Here is an 18,873-nt window from a genome sequence, read left to right as displayed (position 1 = left end):
CCTCCTACAAGGTGAACGTATTCCCATGTAGGAGGTGCCGCAGGCTGCGATCTTTTAACGTATTTGATGTTTATGGAGCAGCCGGTAAAAGGTCGGCCTGGAGATGCCCAGCACCTTGGCGGCAATACTCAGGTTATCGCTATGACGGTTGAGTACATCACACAGGGCCTGGCGCTCTGCCCGGTGCTTGTAGTCTTCCAGCGTGCCCATTGGCGCGGCAATGGCGTGGTGGCTGATCAGCCCGAGGTCTCGCGCTTCGATCTGCCTGCCTTCGGCCAGCACCAGGCCGCGACGTACCCGGTTGGCCAGCTCGCGAACATTGCCCGGCCAGTCGTGTTTGCCCATGGCAATCAAGGCGTCTTCACTGAAGCTGCGCGGGCGGCGGCCGGTTTCATGGCTGTAGAAATGGGAAAAGTGGTTGGCCAGCATCGACAGGTCGCCATTGCGCTCACGCAGGGGCGCAGTCACGACTTGCAAGACGTTCAGTCGGTAATACAGGTCTTCGCGAAAGCCTTTCTTCTCGATCGCCGCCTCCAGATCGACATGGGTTGCCGCCAACACCCGTACATCCACGGGGATCGGCTGGCTACCGCCAACCCGTTCGATGTGTTTTTCCTGGAGGAAGCGCAACAGGCTCGCCTGCAACTCAAGGGGCAGATCGCCGATCTCGTCGAGAAACAGCGTGCCGCCGTGAGCCGCTTCGATCCGCCCGACCTTGCGTTGATGGGCGCCGGTAAAGGCCCCCTTCTCGTGGCCAAACAGTTCGGACTGGATCAGGTGCTCGGGAATCGCCCCGCAGTTGATCGCGACAAAGGGTTTGCTGTGGCGCAGGGATTGCCGATGCAGCGTACGGGCCACCAGCTCCTTGCCTGTGCCGCTTTCACCGCGAATCAACACCGGCGACTCGGTGGGCGCCAGCTTGCTCAACAGCTTGCGCAGTTCGCGGATGGGTTTGCTGTCCCCCAGCAGTTCGTGTTCGGGCTGATCGATGTGCACCGTGCCCTGCCCGCGCAGGCGCGCCATGCCAAAGGCCCGACCCAGCGTCACCTGGACCCTGGAGACATCGAACGGCAAGGTATGAAAATCGAAAAACCACTCGCAGACGAAGTCCCCGACATTCTGTAGCCGCAGAACGTCCTGGTTGAGCACGGCGATCCACTCGGTACCGCTGCGGCTGATCACCTCCTTGACCGTATCCGGGTGCTCGAGGTGAAAGGGCTGCAGGCGTAACAAGCCCACGTCACAGCTACGATCGGCGGCGTTGTCCAGCGAGCAGCTGTCAACATCCCAACCCACGGAGCGTAATCCAGGTAACAGGCGATGGCAGTCGTCGCAGGGATCTACCACTAATAGACGTCGTAACGCAGGCGCTTCGCTCATGTGATTTCCTTGACGCCAAATTTTAGGATTTTTTATTAAAAACAGTCATTTGGCGGACCTGGCTGTAACGTTAGCAAGAATTTGACGGGCGCTTGTACCGATTGACTATAGGCCTGCTGCGCAAAGCGTTATAAGAAACGGGATTTTCCAGCGACCTGACGAATGTTTCCTTTCATCAAGCTTTCAACACGCGCCCGATTTACAGGGATATACAAGAAAGTTGAAATTTCTTCTGATTGTGTGTGACCTGAACCCGGGTTGCGCGCATCAGTACAAGTAACCAGCCGAACGGTATAAGCCCAACCGACGGCAATTGACTTGATTGGGCCTACAGAGAGACGACCTATGAACGCCCCGCTCCGTGTCAACGAAGCTCTGCTGATAGCCGATCGCGCATTTAAACCGTTCAAATGCGTGGCCTGGGCCCCACAGGACGGGAATGGCGAACTGACCCTGACCGTTATCGACCGCACCAGTAACAAAATAGGGCGCAAACAAATCCCGAGCAGCGCCTACAGTGATCCGGCACAGCTTGAAAGCTTGCTGGAACAGGCCCGCGCCGAATTGAGCGAAGAAGGCTACACGCTGCAATCCTGGTCGATGCCACAATAATTGTATTGCGGATTACTCCGGGGTAATCCGCGCCTTCCCGCTGTTGTTAGTTAGTGGTCTTTTCATGCCAAGTGCACTCAAGACGCTTTCTTACTTGAACTTCGGCGTGCTCCGGACTCTTTGCTGGCTTGGCTTTGGTTCGAAAAGACAGTGTTGTGGCACACAACGACCCTCCGCCTGTTAGTTCTGACAGTTGTGCAATCAATCATTCAGGGATTGAATAATCTCTTAACAGTCGCCACCCCCAACTTCTGGATCAGGACGACTCGCAAGGAGATGCGTGCATGTCAATCCAGTCCGTTCTGGCTTTCCCCGCAACCGTCCAGCCTGCCGGAAAGCTCGACCCCACCTTCGCTGCCAAAGGCACCACCCAGGTGTATTTCTTCGGCAGTACTTCAAGCCTGGCCAATGACATCGCGATTGACTCACAGGGTCGTTTGCTGGTGGCGGCAAAGGTCACAATGCCTGGCGGCAGCCGCTTTGGCCTGGCGCGTTTGCTGAAGGACGGTTCGGCGGACCTGGCCTTTGGCAGACAAGGCAGTGTCATCGGCCAATTCGAACCGGGTTTCGAGGCCATGGCGGGCAAGGTGCAGGTGCTGCCCGATGGAAACATCCTGATCGCTGGCCTGCAATACGAAAGCGAGCACCGCACGCTTCCGGCACTGGCACTGTTCGACCCGCAGGGTCAACCGGTCCAACGGTTTGGCGACAATGGCCGCTGCGTGGTGCGCTTGCCAGGCCATTTGTCCCGGGGCATGCGCGATGTCTGGCTGCCTCCGGGCGTACCGGGCGCCGAGGCCTGCAGTGTCGACGTGCAGGAGGACGGTCGAATACTGCTGGTGGCCAATCATCACTTCGAACTGGCCGATCATGCCGCCATGCTGATACGGCTGGACGCCAATGGCTCGCTGGACAGCAGCTTCAATGGCCGTGGTTTTGTCATGGTCAGGCACCTGCTGATGAATACCTGGCTCAGCAACGTGACGGTGCAACGGGACGGTCGCATCCTGGTGGCTGGCTCGATCAATTTTCCGCAGGAAGGCCTGGTGGCCCGCTACAACCCCGATGGCAGCCTCGACAGCAGTTTCGCCCTGGACGGCTACATGAGCTTCACGGCGAACGGGCAAGGTGCCCAGGTCAGTCAAATCGTCCAGCAGGACAATGGCGACATCCAGTGTTTTGGCAGCAGCCGCGACCCCATGCGCTGCCTGGCCCTGAAACTGCACCTCAATGGTCGCCCGGATCATCACTGCAACGGCGGCCAGGCGCATTTGCTGGAGATCGGCCACAACGGCTGCCAGTGGACCGCCGCGCAAATGCAACCGGACGGCAGCGTAGTGACCGCCGGCGCCACCATTGGCGGCGTCGAGGCCGACTTCGTATTGGGGCGATACCTGCCAGGCGGGCAACTCGACAGCGAATTCGGCAACGGCAGTGGATGGCTGCGCACCCGTCTGGGCCGCAGTCTCGATACGGCCACTTCCGTCGCGGTACAGGACGACGGTAACGTCCTCGTCGGCGGCTATTCGCTGGACGGCAACTATCGGGCGATCGTCGCACGCTACCTGGTCTGATTCGATGGATTTTTCCTACGCTTGATCTTCTTTCCGGCTTACGGCAACTTGCGCGCTTCTTAATACAAGGAGTAGCCGATGTCCGGCTCGATGGTCCAGGCGTTCGCGCACAATTTTCTCGGCAACTCACCGCGCTGGTACAAGGCCTGCATTGTCGGTTTCCTGATTCTCAACGCCCTGGTGTTATGGACCGCAGGCCCGGTGGTCGCGGGCTGGATGCTGGTGCTGGAGTTCATTTTCACCCTGGCGATGGCCCTCAAGTGTTACCCGCTGATGCCCGGCGGCCTGCTGCTGGTCGAAGCGCTACTGCTGAAGATGACCACGCCCCAGGCGCTCTATGACGAGTTGCTGCACAACTTTCCGGTGATCCTGCTGCTGATGTTCATGGTGGCGGGCATCTACTTCATGAAAGACCTGCTGCTGTTCCTGTTCTCGCGCCTGTTGCTGGGTGTGCGCAGCAAAGCCCTGCTGGCGCTGATGTTCTGCTTTTTGTCGGCGTTCCTGTCGGCGTTTCTCGATGCCCTGACGGTGACCGCGGTGATCATTAGTGCCGCCGTCGGGTTTTACTCGGTGTACCACCGCGTCGCCTCGGGTAGCGATCCGCGCCAGGACAGCGAATTTAGCGATGATCAGCACCTGCCCACCCTGCATCACGCCGACCTCGAGCAGTTCCGCGCATTTTTGCGCAGCCTGCTGATGCACGGTGCCGTGGGTACGGCGCTGGGTGGCGTGTGTACGCTGGTCGGCGAACCGCAGAACCTGCTGATCGGTCATGAGATGGGCTGGCACTTCGCCGACTTTTTCCTGAAGGTCGCCCCGGTTTCCCTGCCGGTGCTGGTCGCAGGCCTGGTCACCTGCGTCCTGCTGGAAAAACTGCGCTGGTTTGGTTACGGCACCTTGCTGCCGGACAACGTACGCACCGTGCTGGCCAGTTACGCCGCCCAGGACAATGCCGAGCGCACCTCGCGCCAGCGTGCAGCGTTGATCGTGCAAGCCGTGGCCGCGCTGATCCTGATTGCCGGGTTGGCCTTGCACGTGGCGGAAGTGGGCCTGATCGGGCTGATGGTAATCGTGCTGATCACCGCGTTCACCGGCATCACCGATGAGCACCGCCTGGGCACCGCGTTCAAGGACGCCATGCCCTTCACCGCGTTGCTGGTGGTGTTTTTCGCCGTGGTGGCGGTCATCCATGATCAGCAGTTGTTCACGCCATTGATCCAGTGGGTCCTGGCCCTGCCCGCCGAGCAACAACCGGGCATGCTGTACATCGCCAACGGCCTGCTCTCGGCCATCAGCGACAACGTGTTCGTGGCGACCATCTACATCACCGAAGTGAAACAGGCCTTCCTCTCCGGGCACATGAGCCGCGAGCATTTCGAGACCCTGGCGATCGCGATCAACACCGGCACCAACCTGCCCAGCGTGGCGACGCCCAATGGCCAGGCGGCGTTCCTGTTCCTGCTGACCTCGTCGATTGCGCCGCTGATTCGCCTGTCGTATGGGCGGATGGTGTGGATGGCGTTGCCTTATACAGTAGTGATGGGGATTCTGGGGTGGTACGCCGTGAGCTTCTGGCTGTAACACCACCCCCCCTGGGTCACTCAGCCAAGGCCGTGCCAGACGCGTCCGTCGCGGGCCAGCAGTTCTTCGGCGGCCTCGGGGCCGTTTTCACCCGCGGCATAGCCCTGCACGCTGGCATCCTGCTGCCAGGCATCGAGGAAAGGCTGTACGGCACGCCAGCCGTTCTCGATGTTGTCGGCGCGCTGGAACAGCGTCTGGTCGCCGGTCAGGCAGTCGTAGATCAGCGTTTCATAACCGGTGGACGGCTGCATTTCGAAGAAGTCCTTGTAGGCAAACCCCAGTTCGATGTTGTCCATCTTCAGGGCCTGGCCAGGCCGCTTGGCCAGCAGGTCGAACCACATGCCTTCGTTGGGCTGGATCTGGATTCGCAGATAGGTCGGCGCCAGCTCATCGACTTCGGTATCACGGAACTGCGCATAAGGTGCCGGTTTGAAGCAGATGACGATCTCGGTGTCGCGCACGCTCATGCGCTTGCCGGTGCGCAGGTAGAACGGCACGCCGACCCAGCGCCAGTTGTCGATCATGACCTTGAGGGCGACATAGGTTTCGGTGTTGCTGTCGGGTGCCACCTTGTCTTCCTGGCGATAACCAGGCAGTGGTTTGCCATCGACTTCGCCAGCCATGTATTGGCCGCGAACCGAATTGGCCCGGGCCTCTTCCACCGACCAGGGACGAATCGCGCCGACCACCTTGGCCTTCTCACCGCGCACCGCATCGGCACCAAAGGCCGCCGGTGGCTCCATGGCCACCATTGCCAGCAACTGGAACAGGTGATTGGGCACCATGTCCCGCAGGGCGCCGGTGTGTTCGTAAAAACTGCCACGGGTTTCCACGCCGACGGTTTCGGCCGCGGTGATCTGTACGTGGTCGATGTAATGGTTGTTCCAGAACGCTTCGAACAGGCTGTTGGAGAACCGGCTGACCAGGATGTTCTGCACGGTCTCCTTGCCCAGATAGTGATCGATGCGATAGATCTGCTTTTCCGTCATGACCTTGAGCAGGCAGGCGTTCAAGGCCTCGGCGGTTTGCAGGTCGGAACCGAAGGGTTTTTCGATCACCACCCTGCGAAACGCCTCGGGGTTTTCCTCGAGCAAGCCGGACGCGCCGAGGCGGCGCACCACTTCACTGAAAAAGCGTGGCGCGGTGGCCAGGTAGAACACCGCGTTGCCTGTGCCGCTGTCGGCGATTTTGGCCGCCAGCGCTTGATAAGTGCTGTCGTCCAGGAAGTCGCCCTGGACGTAGCTGATGCCTTTGGCGAGTTTGGCCCACACGTCCGGGTCAAGGGACTGATCGCCCTTGCCGACTTTGGCGGCCACCTCGCTGCGGATGAAGTCTTCGAGTTTTTTTGCGAAGCCTTCATCGCTGATGGCGTTGTGGTCAACGCCGATGATCCGCAGGCCATCCCCGAGTAAACCGTCGCGCTTGAGGTTGTACAGCGCCGGCATCAGCAGGCGCTTGACCAGATCACCGTGGGCGCCGAACAGGAACAGCGTGGTGGGTGGCGCGGGTTCAGTCTTGGATTTCCTGCGGATCCCATGGGTCATTTTTTCGCAGTCTCCTTGTGGCCACCGAAGCCGAAGCGCTGGGCGGAAAGAATCTTGTCACCAAAGGTGCCCTGGCCGCGCGAGCGGTAGCGGGAGAACAGCGAGTTCGACAGCACGGGCACCGGTACCGCCTGTTCCATGGCGGCTTCGATGGTCCACTGACCTTCGCCGCTGTCCGCTACGGAACCGGAATAACCGTCGAGCTTCGAATCGCTGGCCAGGGCATCGGCGGTCAGGTCCAGCAGCCACGAGGACACCACGCTGCCACGACGCCAGACTTCGGCAATATCGGCGACGTTCAGGTCGAAACGCTGGTCTGGCGGCAGGATGTCGCTGGACTTGGTTTTCAGGATGTCGAAGCCTTCGGCAAAGGCCTGCATCATGCCGTACTCGATACCGTTGTGGATCATCTTGACGAAATGCCCGGCACCGGCGGGACCGGCGTGGATGTAGCCGTGCTCGGCACGATCGTCATCGGACTTGCGGTCCTTGGTGCGCGGAATGTCACCCATGCCCGGCGCCAGGGTCTTGAACAGCGGATCAAGACGCGTCACGGTCTCGGCATCGCCGCCGATCATCATGCAATAGCCGCGCTCCAGGCCCCAGACGCCGCCTGAGGTGCCGACGTCGATGTAGTGCAGGCCTTTTTCCGCGAGGGTTTTCGCCCGGCGGATGTCGTCCTTATAGAAGGTGTTGCCGCCGTCGATGATGGTATCGCCGGCTTCGAGCAAGGTGCTCAGGGTGTTGATGGTGTCTTCGGTCGGTGCGCCTGCCGGCAACATGACCCACACCGCTCGTGGTTTGGCCAGGCCAGCGACCAGGGCCGGCAAATCGGCGACGCCGGTGGCGCCATCGCTGCTCAAGTTATCGACGAAGGCGGTATTGCGGTCGTACACAACGGTGGTATGTCCGTTGAGCATCAGGCGCCGCGCAATATTGCCGCCCATGCGGCCCAGTCCAATAATCCCGAGTTGCATGTGCTGATGCTCCCTACTACAAATAAAAGTGTGTCAAAGGTTATAGCCCAACGCGACTCATGAGGTTAGTCCAGAGCGTTGGCATGAAGTTTCCGGGCATTGTGCCCGATCCTGATGGATAACGTCAGGAATCGTGCCGAAGACACAACGACCATGAAAAATAAAAAAGTTCCCTTCGGGGGCAAAAGAAATCAAAATTGGCGCCGATAGTAGATCAGCCACCGATTTTGGCGGCAGACCTACAGTTGAGATAGCCATTTGCGAGGTGAGCAATGGGCACAGTACACAACGCACTGCCAGCACAAACCCTTTACGTCACTATCCGTCGCGAGGAATTGCGTCAGTTGAAAGACGAGCGCGACCAGTTGAAACAGGAGCTGGCGCAATTGCGCTTGCTGGTCCAGGGCCAACAGCCCTTGCCCCTCCCCCAGCGGGCACCTCACGCCTGATCCCCCTGGCCTGATCCGGAAGCAGCATTGCACTGCTTCCGACACGCCATATCCCCCTCTACCTCCGGCAACTCACGAAATTTTCACATCCGCCTATTGATACTCCGGCGCAATGTGCGCCGCCTGGACTGTGCGCGGCCGCCCCTTTTCGGCGTCTGCGGGACTGGGTGGTGCTGTGATTACTGGCTGGAGCGTTGAATGACTTGGTTTAAACGCAGCGATTCGTCTGCGAAAGGTTTCGATTGGGCAGGACTTCTCTGGCTGTTCCTGTTCTTCTGGTATTTTTCCGGCATCACCCAACTGTTGATCCAGCTGACCGGCACCTCCGGTTTCACCGGCTTTCGCCAGGCGTTCGTGATGAGTGCCATCTGGCTGGCGCCGATGCTGTTGTTCCCCCGTCAGACACGAGTGATGGCCGCGGTCATCGGCGTGGTGCTGTGGGCGTGCTCGATGGCCAGCCTCGGTTACTTCTTCATCTATCAGCAGGAATTCTCGCAAAGCGTCATCTTCATCATGTTCGAATCGAACGTGTCTGAAGCGGGCGAATACATGACCCAGTATTTTGCCTGGTGGATGGTCCCGGCCTTCCTCGCGCACACCGCGGTCGGCTACTTCCTGTGGACACGCCTGCGCCCGGTGTACCTGCCGCGCACCAAGGCACTGGTGGCAGCAACCGCCATTCTGGTTGCCGTGGTCGGTTATCCCCTGGTCAAACAAACCCTGCGTACCGGCAGCTTCGCCGAGGGCTTCGAGAAATTCGAAACCCGCATCGAGCCGGCGGTGCCATGGCAAATGGCAGTGGCTTATCACCGCTACCTCGACACCCTGGCCAACATGCAAAACATGTTGCACAGCGCGAGCAAGGTGGCGCCGCTGCACAACTTCAAGGATGCGACGGCCAACCAGCCCGCTACCCTGGTGCTGGTGATCGGCGAGTCGACCAACCGTCAGCGCATGAGCCTGTACGGCTACCCTCGGCAAACCACGCCGGAGCTGGACAAGCTCAAGGATCAACTGACGGTCTTCGATAACGTCATCACGCCGCGCCCGTACACCATCGAGGCGTTGCAACAGGTGCTGACCTTCGCCGACGAAGAAAACCCTGAGCTGTACCTGTCCACGCCGTCGTTGGTCGCCATGATGAAACAGGCCGGCTACAAGACGTTCTGGATCACCAACCAGCAGACCATGACCAAGCGCAACACCATGCTCACGACCTTCTCCGAGCAGGCCGACGAACAGGTGTACCTCAACAACAACCGCAACCAGAATGCCGCCCAGTACGACGGCGACGTGATCGAGCCGTTCAACAAGGCCCTGGCCGACGCGGCACCGCGCAAATTGATCGTGGTGCATCTGCTCGGCACGCACATGAGCTACCAGTACCGCTACCCTTCGACCTTCGACAAGTTCAAGGACCGCAATGGCGTTCCGGCCGGCGTGCGTGACGATCAGCTGCCAACGTACAACAGCTATGACAACGCCGTGCTGTACAACGACTTCGTGGTGTCTAGCCTGATCAAGGACTACGCCAAGTCGGACCCGAACGGCTTCCTGTTCTACCTCTCCGACCACGGTGAAGACGTGTTCGACTCCCCCGGCCATGGCACCCTGGGACGCAACGAGAGCAAACCGACGGCGCCGATGTACACCATCCCGTTCATGGCGTGGGCCTCGCCAAAATGGCGCGAAAACCACGACTGGAACTTTGCCGCTGACCTGGGGCGGCCGTACAGCAGTTCGCACATGATCCATACCTGGGCAGACCTGGCAGGCCTGAGCTTCGATGAACTCGATCGCAGCAAGAGCGTGGTCAGCGACAGCTTCAAGCCACGGCCCTTGCTGATCGGCAACCCTTACGAGCGTCAGCAGCGGCCGTTGATTGACTTCAGCCTGATCAAGCCAAAAGCGCCTGAAGTCGTACAAAAGTAGCCCATACAACGCCGTTCAAACCTGTGGGAGCGGGCTTGCTCGCGAAAGCGGAGTGTCAGTCGACATCAATGTTGAATGACACTGCGCTTTCGCGAACAAGCGCGCTCCCACAGTTGTTTTGTGTTGTAGGAAATATCTCATAATAATAATTATTCTCGTTTACCCCTAAATCCCTCCCTCCTCCTTCGTCTTTGAATCAACGGATTTTTCCCTCGACGACAAGGAGTCGGCCGCGATGTTCGCGCCTATCACCCGTTCCATGACTTTTACCCTTGGCCTGTGCGGCGCCGCACTGAGCCCGGACCTGCTCGCTGAAACCGAGACCGAGAAAGCGCCTTTGGCGCCAACCCTCATGCTCGGTGCGACCAACGTCACCGCCCAGAGCCTGGGCAGCACCACCGAAAATACCGATTCGTACACCACAGGTTCCATGAGCACGGCCACCCGGCTACCTATGTCGATCAAGGAAACACCGCAATCGGTTTCAGTGGTCACGCGCCAGCAAATGGACGATTTCAAACTCGGCAGCCTGTCCGAAGCCATGAGCCAGACCACCGGCATCGTGGTCCAGCACAACGACTCGGACCGGGTCAGCTATTCCTCGCGCGGCTACTCGATCAATAATTTCCAGGTCGATGGCATGTTGAATACCTTCAGCTACATGAAGTCCGATTCCGACACCATCATCTACGACCGCATCGAAGTGGTACGCGGTGCAACGGGCCTGACCACGGGCGCGGGCGATCCTTCGGCCACCATCAACATGGTGCGCAAGCGGCCAACCGCACAGTGGGAAGCCAAGAGCGGTGTCAGCGGCGGCAGCTACGACGACTACTACAGCTACCTGGACGCCGGCGGTCCGCTGGCCTTCGACGGGCGACTGCGCGGTCGTGGAGTGGTGGCCTACCGCGACAGCGATTCCTACCGGGACAAATACCAGCAGCAACGGGAAGTCGGGTACGGGGTGCTCGAGGCCGACCTGACCGACGACACCCTGCTGGCAGTGGGTTACGACTATCAGAACAAGCACGTGCAAGGCACGTCCTGGGGCACGGTGCCGTACTGGAATGCCGACGGCAGCAGAGCCAATCTGGGACGCTCGACCAACATGGCGACGTCCTGGAGCTCGTGGCCGCTCAAGGACAAGACCGCGTTCGCCAACCTCGATCACCAGCTCGGTGGCGGATGGCAGTTCAAGGCCGCCTACACCCACCGCGAAAGTGACACCGACGGCAAGATCTACTATGCCGGCGGCGGCTTCCCCGAGGCGGACCGCAGCGGCATGATCGCCAACGTCAGCCACATGATCGGCACGCAAAAAATGAAGGCCTATGACTTCAACCTGTCCGGCCCCTACACGCTGTTGGGGCGTGATCACGAAATGATGGTGGGTTATGGCGAGGCCGAGCGCCGCGAGGATTCGCCTTACACGGTGGATGGCCCAAGAGCCGCCGATTATGAAAATGTCCCTGACTGGAAATACATGGGCAACATCGGCAAATTCCCCGACACCGTGACCAGCCTGACCGGCTCGAAAGACTATACCCGGCAGAAAGCCGGCTACCTGGCCACGCGCCTGAACCTCACCGATGAACTGCACGCCGTCCTCGGCAGCCGCTACGGCAGCTGGAAAACCTCAACCACCACCAACAGCTACGACGCCAACCTGCTACTGAGCGGCGTCGATCACAGCAGCCAGCAACAAAATGACATGTGGACGCCCTACGCCGGACTGCTGTACGACCTCACGCCGCAGTACACCGCCTATGTCAGCTACACCGACATTTTCAAACCGCAAACCAACCGCGACAGCAGTCGTAAATACCTCGAACCGGTGGTGGGCAGCAACTATGAACTGGGCCTCAAGGGCAGCCTGCTGGAAGAGCGCCTGAACCTGGCGAGCGCGCTGTTCTGGAGCAAGCAGGACAACGTCGCGGAACTGGACGACTCGGTGCCACCGGATCCGGTGACCGGCGAGGAGTTCTACAAATCCAGCGGCAAAGGCAACAAGGTGCAAGGCTTCGAGGCCGAGCTGTCAGGCGAAGTCATGGCGGGTTGGAACATGACCGCCGGGTACACCTACACCCATTCGGTCGACGGTGAAAAACAACGGATCAACACGGTTCAGCCGTTGAACATGCTGCGATTTTCCACGGCCTGGCACCTGCCCGGCGAGTGGCAGGCGCTGACAGTGGGGGCTGCGGTGAACTGGCAGAGCGACGTGTACCGCAGCGCCAGTCGCCCGGTCGGGCGCCGCGCCGATGGCAGCTTTATCACCGAGCGCACGGACATTCAGCAGGAGGCCTACACCGTGGTCAACCTGATGTCGCGCTACGAATTCGACCGGCACCTGTCCGCCTCGTTGAACGTCAACAATCTGTTCGACAAGAAGTACTACGACAACGTCGGCTTCTACAACGGTGTGTATTGGGGCGACCCGCGCACCGTGACCTTGAGCCTCGACTGGAAGCTCTAGAGGTATTAATTCCCATTTAACGGAATCGGCGGATAATGACCGTTCGACTTTGATTCATCGACTCATGGACGAACGGCATCCGACATCTGTAAGTGGGAGGCACACCATGAAAAGATCCACCCTGATCCTCGCGGTACTGATGACCTTGGGCTCCGCCAGCGCCTTTGCCGAAGGCGGGGCCGAACGCATGCGCTACTACTACGAAACCCTGCACTACAACCAGCAAGTGGCGTTGGGCAACATCACGCCAGACCAGGCGAAAGAGTTACGGGTACCGGACGATCAAACCGCGCAAATGACCGAGTCCTACCGGCCAAAAGATTAACCTCTGACTGCGGCATTTCTGTAGGAGCAAGCTTGCTCGCGATGGTCGTTAACGATAACGCGTGTTTACTGACTAAACGCGGCGCTCTTTAGCCCATCGCGAGCCATCTCGCTCCTACAGGTACAGGTACAGGTACAGTCAGGATTACAGCGGCTTGATCCAGAACATCATGCGCCCATGCGCCGGATCGAACTCGCCCGGGGCAAAGCCGAACTTGCCGTAGGACGCCTGCGCCACCGCATTGCCTTCCAGCACCTCCAGGGTGATCTTGCAGCAGCCGCGCTGACGGGCAATGTCCTCGACTTTGTCAAGCATCCGCTGGCTCAGTCCCAGGCCGCGAAACTTGGGTACCACCGCCACGTCGTGCACGTTGACCAATGGCCGGCAGGCAAAGGTCGAAAACCCTTCGAAGCAATTGACCAGCCCGGCCGGCTCGCCGCCGACAAAGGCCAGCACGCTGAACGCATGGGGGCGCTTGGCCAACTCAGCCGGCAGATGCTCCAGCACAGTGGCCGGCAGGGAGTGACCACCGCCCATTGGATCTTCGGCGTAACTGTTCAACACCAGGCCAATCGCCTCGGCATGCACCGGATTGGTGTAGCTGGCTTGAAGCACAAGAATTTCTGCGGAATCCATTTCCATCCTCGATGACTTGCCCCAGTACGTTGTTCGCGCTGGAAGGCCTGGGGAACATATCGCGAGTCGCGTTGGGGCTACAAGACTTTAAGATCAAAAGATCGCCGCCTTTGTAGGAGCTGCCGAAGGCTGCGATCTTTTGATCTTAATGTCCCCAGATCAGTGCTTCAGTCCACCCCAGCTCGGCAAAATCCTCAGCCCTTAACGAAGACTCCCCAGCACAAAAAAACTCATCCAGCTGCGGCGGCTTGACCGAAGTACCACTGAGCATCGCGTGAACCTGCCCGCGATGATGGAGCTGGTGCTCGAACAGATGCGACAGCAGGCGCAGGCGGCTGTCGTATTGCGGGGTGTCCCGGGCGATGGTCACGATCTTGCCCAGGTCGGCATCGCGCATCTGCTCGCAGTAGGCAATCAAGCGTCGGTCGACCTGGGCCTGTTCGCGCTTGAGCTCGTGCGCCTGGGTAACCGGCTCGTCGTCCTTGAAGAACACATGACAATCAGGATGGGGATCATCACCGCGCAGCTCGCGCTCCAGGGCATCCACGTAGAACCAGTCGCAGGTAAGGATGTGGTTGAGGGTGGCTCGCAGACTGGGAAAGAAATTGACCCGCGGCGCCGCCAGCTCATCCTCGCTCAACTGGCACCAGGCCTTGGCCAGTCGGTGATTGGCCCAGGCATTCTGATAAGCCATGGTCAAAAAATGATGCGACAGAGGTTGATTCATCTTCACGCCTCCTGGATTTCACGCCTCGGCGAAACGTTGCAACTGCATCTCCTGCAGGCGACTGAGGGTGCGGCGGAACGGAAATTCCAGGTAGCCCTCGGTGTAGAGCGAGTCCATGGGCACCTGGGCTTCGAGGTACAGCGGCACCTTGCGGTCGTAGCACTCGTCCACCAGCGCGATGAAACGCCGCACACCGTCGTCGTGCACCGACAATTGCGGCAACTCACGATCCCCGGCCTCCACCCGCACGGCACCGTCTTCAGTGCCCCGGGCAATGCGCCCGGCACGTTTTTGCGCGCTGAGGTTGGGCACGTCGCTTAAAAGAATAGCGCTGAAGCGGTCGCACAGGGCCATGAAATCCATCGCGGCAAAGGGCTGCTCACAGAGGTCGGCGTAGCGGCACCAGAGCACACCCTGGCTGGCCTGCACCACCGGCAGCGTACGATAACCGACCTTGATCGGCTCGTTGGAAACCCCTTGGCCAACCGTCAGCATCCGGAAAACCTCAGCCAGCGCGCTGGGCTGACCGGGCTCGGTGACCCAGTAACGTTGCAAGCCCTGGCCCGGGTGCAGGCGATGATCTTCGCCACCGTCCACCGCGATCACCTGCATGTGCTGTTTGATCGCGGCGATGGCCGGCATGAAGCGGTCGCGGTTGAAGCCGTCGGCGTACAACTGGTCCGGGGGCAGGTTGGAGGTGCAGACCACCACCACGCCCTGTTCGAACATCACCTGGAACAAGCGCCCGAGAATGATCGCGTCACCGATGTCATTGACGAACAACTCGTCAAAACACAGCACGCGCACCTCCTCGCTCAGCTCGCGGGCCAAGGCCTGCAACGGATCGGCGGTACCGGTCAGCTGAAATGAACGCTGGTGCACCCAACCCATGAAATGATGAAAGTGCTGCCGCCGGGCCGGCACCCGCAGGTGTTGGTAGAACTGGTCCATCAACCAGGTCTTGCCCCGCCCGACCGGGCCCCAGAGGTAGACGCCCATGATCGGCTTGCGGCCTTCATGCAGCGCTTCATGGCACTTTTGCAAGGCCCAGACGGCATGTTCCTGGGCCTCGTCCTGGACGAAACCCTTCTGTTCGATCGCGTGCTGCCAGGCACTGAGGGGAGAGTCGACATTCATGCGCGGCAGTATGCCATCCGTCGACGCTGGCTTCTGTGAAATATCGCGCCGGGCTTGCGCTATTGGACCCGGGGAAAAGTGTCTTGACGGATTATATGATTAGCATCATATTTAATAAATTACGTACAACATTTAAACAAACAGGCGTGTCCTCAGGAGTTCTCCCCATGCATTACAAAGTTTTCGGCCGTAAAACCGGCTTGCGGGTTTCCGAACTGGCCCTGGGTGCCGGCAACTTTGGCACCGGCTGGGGCCATGGTGCCGAGCGCGAAGAAGCCAAGGGCATTTTTGATGGCTACCTGGCGGCCGGCGGCAATTTCATCGACACCGCCAACGGCTACCAGGCTGGTCAGTCGGAAGCCATGCTCAGCGAATTCATCGCCGCGGAACGCGATCGCCTGGTCATCGCCACTAAATACACGCTGGGCACCACGCCGGACGCCGGCATTTCCCACACCGGCAACAACCGCAAGAACATGGTTCGCGCCGTGGAGGAGAGCCTGAAACGACTGAAGACCGATCACATCGATCTGTTCTGGGCGCACATGAGCGACGGCGTGACGCCGATGGAAGAGATCCTGCGTGGTTTCGACGACCTGGTCCGCGCCGGCAAGATCCATTACGCCGGGCTGTCGAACTTTCCGGCCTGGCGCATCGCCCGCGCCGACCTGCTGGCCGAGGTGCGCGGTTTCGCCCCGATTGCGGCGATTCAGGTCGAGTACAGCCTGGCCGAACGCACCGCCGAACGTGAACAACTGCCCATGGCCGAAGCCCTGGGTTTGGCCGCAACGCTATGGTCGCCATTGGGCGGCGGCTTCCTTACCGGCAAGTACCGCACTGGCGATGGCGATAACCGCGCGAGCAACCTGGGGATGCTGGTTCACGCCGAGAAAAGCGCCCGGGAAACCGCCCTGCTCGACACCCTGCTGGCCGTTGCGGAGGAACTGGGTGTGAGCCCGACCCATGTGGCTATTGCCTGGCTGCGCGAACAAGCCAGGCGCTCGACCACGACGCTGATTCCGATCCTGGGCTCGCGTACCCGCGAACAGCTGGATGCAACACTGGGGGCCTTGAATGTGCAACTGGATGCCGAACAGTTGTCGCGGCTCGATGGTGTCAGCGATGTGCCCAAGGGCGTGCCCCATGAATCCATTAGCGGGTCGTTTGCGCGGTTCGCCGGGGGTGTGACCCTGGATCTGCCGAAAATCCCGGTCGCCTGACCCCGTTACCTGTAGGAGCTGGCTTGCCAGCGAAGAGGGCCTGTCTGACACCACGATGTTGACTGTGGCGCCGCCTTCGCTGGCAAGCCAGCTCCTACAAGGTGTGTGTGTGTTACCGGTCGACCTTATGTTTGGCTGCATACAGGCACAGCATCTCCATCGCCAGCGTCGCCGCCGCCAATGAGGTGATGTCCGCATTGTCATAGGCCGGCGCCACCTCCACCACATCCATGCCCACCAGGTTGATTCCGCGCAGGCCGCCAAGGATTTCCAGCGCCTGCACTGTGCTCAACCCACCGCACACCGGTGTTCCGGTGCCCGGCGCGAATGCCGGATCGAGGCAGTCAATGTCGAACGTCAGGTACACCGGGTTGTCACCGACCCTTGCGCGAATCGCTTCGACGATCGCATCGACGCCACGCCTATGCACTTGCCGCGCGTCCAGCACCTGGAAGCCCTGATGATCATCGTTGGTGGTGCGCAAGCCGATCTGCACCGAACGCGACGGATCGACCAGCCCTTCCTTGGCCGCATGCCAGAACATGGTGCCGTGGTCGATACGCTTGCCCTCCTCGTCCGGCCAGGTATCACTGTGGGCGTCGAAGTGAATCAGCGACAGCGCACCGTGCTTGCGCGCATGGGCCTTGAGCAGCGGATAGGTGATGAAGTGATCGCCGCCGAAGGTCAGCATCGCACTGCCAGCATTGAGGATGTGCTCGGCGTGGGCTTCGATGCATTCGGGTGTCGACTGCGGCGAACCGTAATCGAAGTCGCAATCGCCGAAGTCGACCACCGCCAGATGATCGAAGGGGTCGAAGGTCCACGGCCAGTGGCGCTCCCAGGCAATCCCGGTGGAAGCGGCGCGGATCCCCCGTGGGCCGAAGCGGGCGCCGGGGCGGTTGCTGGTGGCGGTGTCGAACGGCACGCCGCTGACCGCGACGTCGACGCCGCGCAAGTCGCGGCTGTAGCGTCGACGCATGAAACTGGTGATGCCGGCGTAGGTACTTTCGGCGGCGGTGCCATAAAGGCTGTCACGGGTGATGGCCTGATCGTTCTGCACGGGGACGTCCATTGGAGGCTCCTTGTTATTGGCGGCTACGGAAAGTGGTGCAACTGTAGAGGTTGATCTCCTTGTCCTCTGCCTCGGCCGCGGCGGCCATGGCAAGGAACAACGCGGGGACACAGAACTTGAATACGCAAGCCATGACGATCACCTGACCGGGGGAAGTGGCTGCAGGATGCGTCCTCGATTACATTGGTAAAATATAAAGATTATTACGCTGACATTATCCCGGAGTAATGTTTGATGCTCGGTCAATTGCATGATCTGGACCTGCAACTGCTGCGCCTGTTTGTCAGCGTCGTCGAGTGCGGCGGCTTCAGCGCCGCCCAGGGTGAGCTGGGCTTGAGCCAGTCGAGCATCAGCCAGCAAATGGCCAAGCTGGAAACCCGCCTCGGCTATCGCTTGTGCAGCCGTGGCAAGGGCGGATTTCGCATCACGCCCAAGGGCGAACAACTGCTCATCGCGACGCGCGGCCTGTTCCAGTCCATCGAAGCGTTCCGTCATCAATCCAACGGTGTGGCCGGGCGCCTGATCGGTGAGGTGCGCCTGGGTGTGTCCGAAGCGCTGGATCAATCGGTGCTGCAGCGGGTGGCCGAGGCGATCCGGCGCTTTCGCGAGCGTGACGAATCGGTGCGCATCGAGTTGATGAGCGCCATGCCCGGCGACATGGAGCGATTGCTGCTGCAGCAGCGGCTGGACCTGGCCATCGGGTATTTCTCGCAGATCCAGGGCGCGTTTGACTACCACCAGCTGTTCAGCGAGACCCAGCACCTGTACTGCGCCCTGGGCCATCCGCTGTTCACCGATGAGGCGCCGGATGATGAGGCCCTGCAGGCCTGCGATCGGGTCGATCACCCCTACCGTTTCCTGCGCAGCGACGAACCCTTTCAAGGAAAGCTGTGTTCGGCGCGTGCGGAGCAGGTCGAAGGCACCCTCGCCTTTATTCTGTCTGGCAAGCACATCGGCTACCTGCCCAGTCACTTTGCCCGCAGCTGGGAAGACAAGGGTTTGCTGCGGCCGGTGCGTCGCGCTGGCTTGAGTTTCGAGGTGGCGTTTCATCTGGCTCGCCATCGAGCCCAGGTGCCGGGGGATGCGCAGAAAGCGTTTGAAGAGGATTTGCTCGCAGCATTTTCGTAAATACCCACGCCCACAGGGATTGTGTTGGGTATCAGGCTCACCGCTCGCCACAAAATAGTCTTTCTGGCATCCTGCGCCTCCATTTTCTGACCCGGCCCCGCCT

16 protein-coding genes are annotated in these 18,873 nt (G+C 60.2%); 9 read left to right on the top strand and 7 right to left on the bottom strand.

Features of this window, described 5'->3' with window-relative positions; genetic code table 11:
• Positions 1-54: 54 nt before the first annotated feature.
• Positions 55-1,380 (bottom strand): sigma-54 dependent transcriptional regulator, encoded by a 1,326-nt coding sequence (locus tag SOP95_RS18555; protein ID WP_274075855.1) that lies wholly within the window; start codon positions 1,378-1,380, stop codon positions 55-57.
• Positions 1,381-1,725: 345 nt separating this feature from the next.
• On the opposite strand from SOP95_RS18555, the gene SOP95_RS18550 reads away from it, so the two are divergent.
• The 3 genes from SOP95_RS18550 to nhaB all read left to right on the top strand — a co-directional run bounded on the left by SOP95_RS18550 (position 1,726) and on the right by nhaB (position 5,147).
• A complete protein-coding gene (locus SOP95_RS18550; protein WP_274075856.1) occupies positions 1,726-1,992 on the top strand; it encodes a hypothetical protein in 267 nt (88 codons plus the stop codon).
• 284 nt (positions 1,993-2,276) lie between these two features.
• Positions 2,277-3,566 carry a hypothetical protein gene (locus tag SOP95_RS18545; RefSeq protein ID WP_323607874.1) on the top strand — a complete coding sequence of 430 codons (1,290 nt, stop codon included), beginning with the start codon at positions 2,277-2,279 and terminating at the stop codon, positions 3,564-3,566.
• A gap of 78 nt (positions 3,567-3,644) precedes the next feature.
• Positions 3,645-5,147: a sodium/proton antiporter NhaB gene (nhaB, locus tag SOP95_RS18540; protein WP_323607873.1), complete on the top strand. Its 1,503-nt coding sequence runs from the start codon at positions 3,645-3,647 to the stop codon at positions 5,145-5,147.
• 20 nt (positions 5,148-5,167) lie between these two features.
• Here nhaB and zwf read toward each other — a convergent pair whose 3' ends face one another.
• Both zwf and gnd read right to left on the bottom strand, forming a co-directional pair.
• On the bottom strand, positions 5,168-6,691 hold the full coding sequence (gene zwf, locus SOP95_RS18535) for a glucose-6-phosphate dehydrogenase (protein ID WP_323607872.1): 1,524 nt from the start codon (positions 6,689-6,691) through the stop codon (positions 5,168-5,170).
• Positions 6,688-7,668, bottom strand: a complete 981-nt coding sequence (gnd, locus tag SOP95_RS18530) for a phosphogluconate dehydrogenase (NAD(+)-dependent, decarboxylating) (protein ID WP_323607871.1) — start codon at positions 7,666-7,668, stop codon at positions 6,688-6,690. Before gnd ends, zwf begins: the two co-directional genes overlap by 4 nt.
• 272 nt (positions 7,669-7,940) lie before the next feature.
• Between gnd and SOP95_RS18525 the strand changes: the two genes are divergently transcribed.
• The 4 genes from SOP95_RS18525 (at position 7,941) to SOP95_RS18510 (ending at position 12,850) form a co-directional block, all read left to right on the top strand.
• On the top strand, positions 7,941-8,117 hold the full coding sequence (locus tag SOP95_RS18525; RefSeq protein ID WP_274075861.1) for a DUF6026 family protein: 177 nt from the start codon (positions 7,941-7,943) through the stop codon (positions 8,115-8,117).
• Positions 8,118-8,315: 198 nt separating this feature from the next.
• Positions 8,316-10,049 carry a phosphoethanolamine transferase CptA gene (locus SOP95_RS18520; RefSeq protein WP_323607869.1) on the top strand — a complete coding sequence of 578 codons (1,734 nt, stop codon included), beginning with the start codon at positions 8,316-8,318 and terminating at the stop codon, positions 10,047-10,049.
• 235 nt (positions 10,050-10,284) lie between these two features.
• Entirely contained in the window at positions 10,285-12,525 is a 2,241-nt protein-coding gene (locus tag SOP95_RS18515; protein ID WP_323607868.1) for a TonB-dependent siderophore receptor, read from the top strand.
• A 106-nt stretch (positions 12,526-12,631) separates the two neighbouring features.
• The gene (locus tag SOP95_RS18510) at positions 12,632-12,850 is read left to right on the top strand and encodes a hypothetical protein (protein WP_323607867.1); all 219 of its coding nucleotides are present in this window, start codon (positions 12,632-12,634) and stop codon (positions 12,848-12,850) included.
• 144 nt (positions 12,851-12,994) lie between these two features.
• Here SOP95_RS18510 and SOP95_RS18505 read toward each other — a convergent pair whose 3' ends face one another.
• The 3 genes from SOP95_RS18505 to zapE form a co-directional block, all read right to left on the bottom strand.
• Entirely contained in the window at positions 12,995-13,486 is a 492-nt protein-coding gene (locus SOP95_RS18505; RefSeq protein WP_274075865.1) for a GNAT family N-acetyltransferase, read from the bottom strand.
• A 145-nt stretch (positions 13,487-13,631) separates the two neighbouring features.
• Positions 13,632-14,213 (bottom strand): DinB family protein, encoded by a 582-nt coding sequence (locus tag SOP95_RS18500; protein ID WP_323607866.1) that lies wholly within the window; start codon positions 14,211-14,213, stop codon positions 13,632-13,634.
• A gap of 18 nt (positions 14,214-14,231) precedes the next feature.
• Positions 14,232-15,350, bottom strand: coding sequence for a cell division protein ZapE (gene zapE, locus SOP95_RS18495; protein ID WP_274075867.1), 1,119 nt, complete (start codon positions 15,348-15,350; stop codon positions 14,232-14,234).
• Between the two features lie 167 nt (positions 15,351-15,517).
• Between zapE and SOP95_RS18490 the strand changes: the two genes are divergently transcribed.
• Complete coding sequence (locus SOP95_RS18490) at positions 15,518-16,570, top strand: aldo/keto reductase (RefSeq protein ID WP_323607865.1); 1,053 nt, start codon at positions 15,518-15,520, stop codon at positions 16,568-16,570.
• Positions 16,571-16,682: 112 nt separating this feature from the next.
• Here the strand turns inward: SOP95_RS18490 and speB are convergent, their stop codons facing one another.
• A complete protein-coding gene (gene speB, locus SOP95_RS18485) occupies positions 16,683-17,642 on the bottom strand; it encodes an agmatinase (RefSeq protein ID WP_323607864.1) in 960 nt (319 codons plus the stop codon).
• 234 nt (positions 17,643-17,876) lie between these two features.
• Here speB and SOP95_RS18480 point away from each other — a divergent pair, with 234 nt between their 5' ends.
• Positions 17,877-18,770: a LysR family transcriptional regulator gene (locus SOP95_RS18480; RefSeq protein WP_274078076.1), complete on the top strand. Its 894-nt coding sequence runs from the start codon at positions 17,877-17,879 to the stop codon at positions 18,768-18,770.
• Positions 18,771-18,873 lie beyond the last annotated feature (103 nt).

It is taken from the genome of Pseudomonas sp. YuFO8 (assembly GCF_035065025.1).
Lineage (GTDB): Bacteria > Pseudomonadota > Gammaproteobacteria > Pseudomonadales > Pseudomonadaceae > Aquipseudomonas > Aquipseudomonas putida_AE.
The sequence above is the reverse complement of the archived record's forward strand: the minus strand, read 5'-3'. Positions and strand labels throughout refer to the sequence as shown.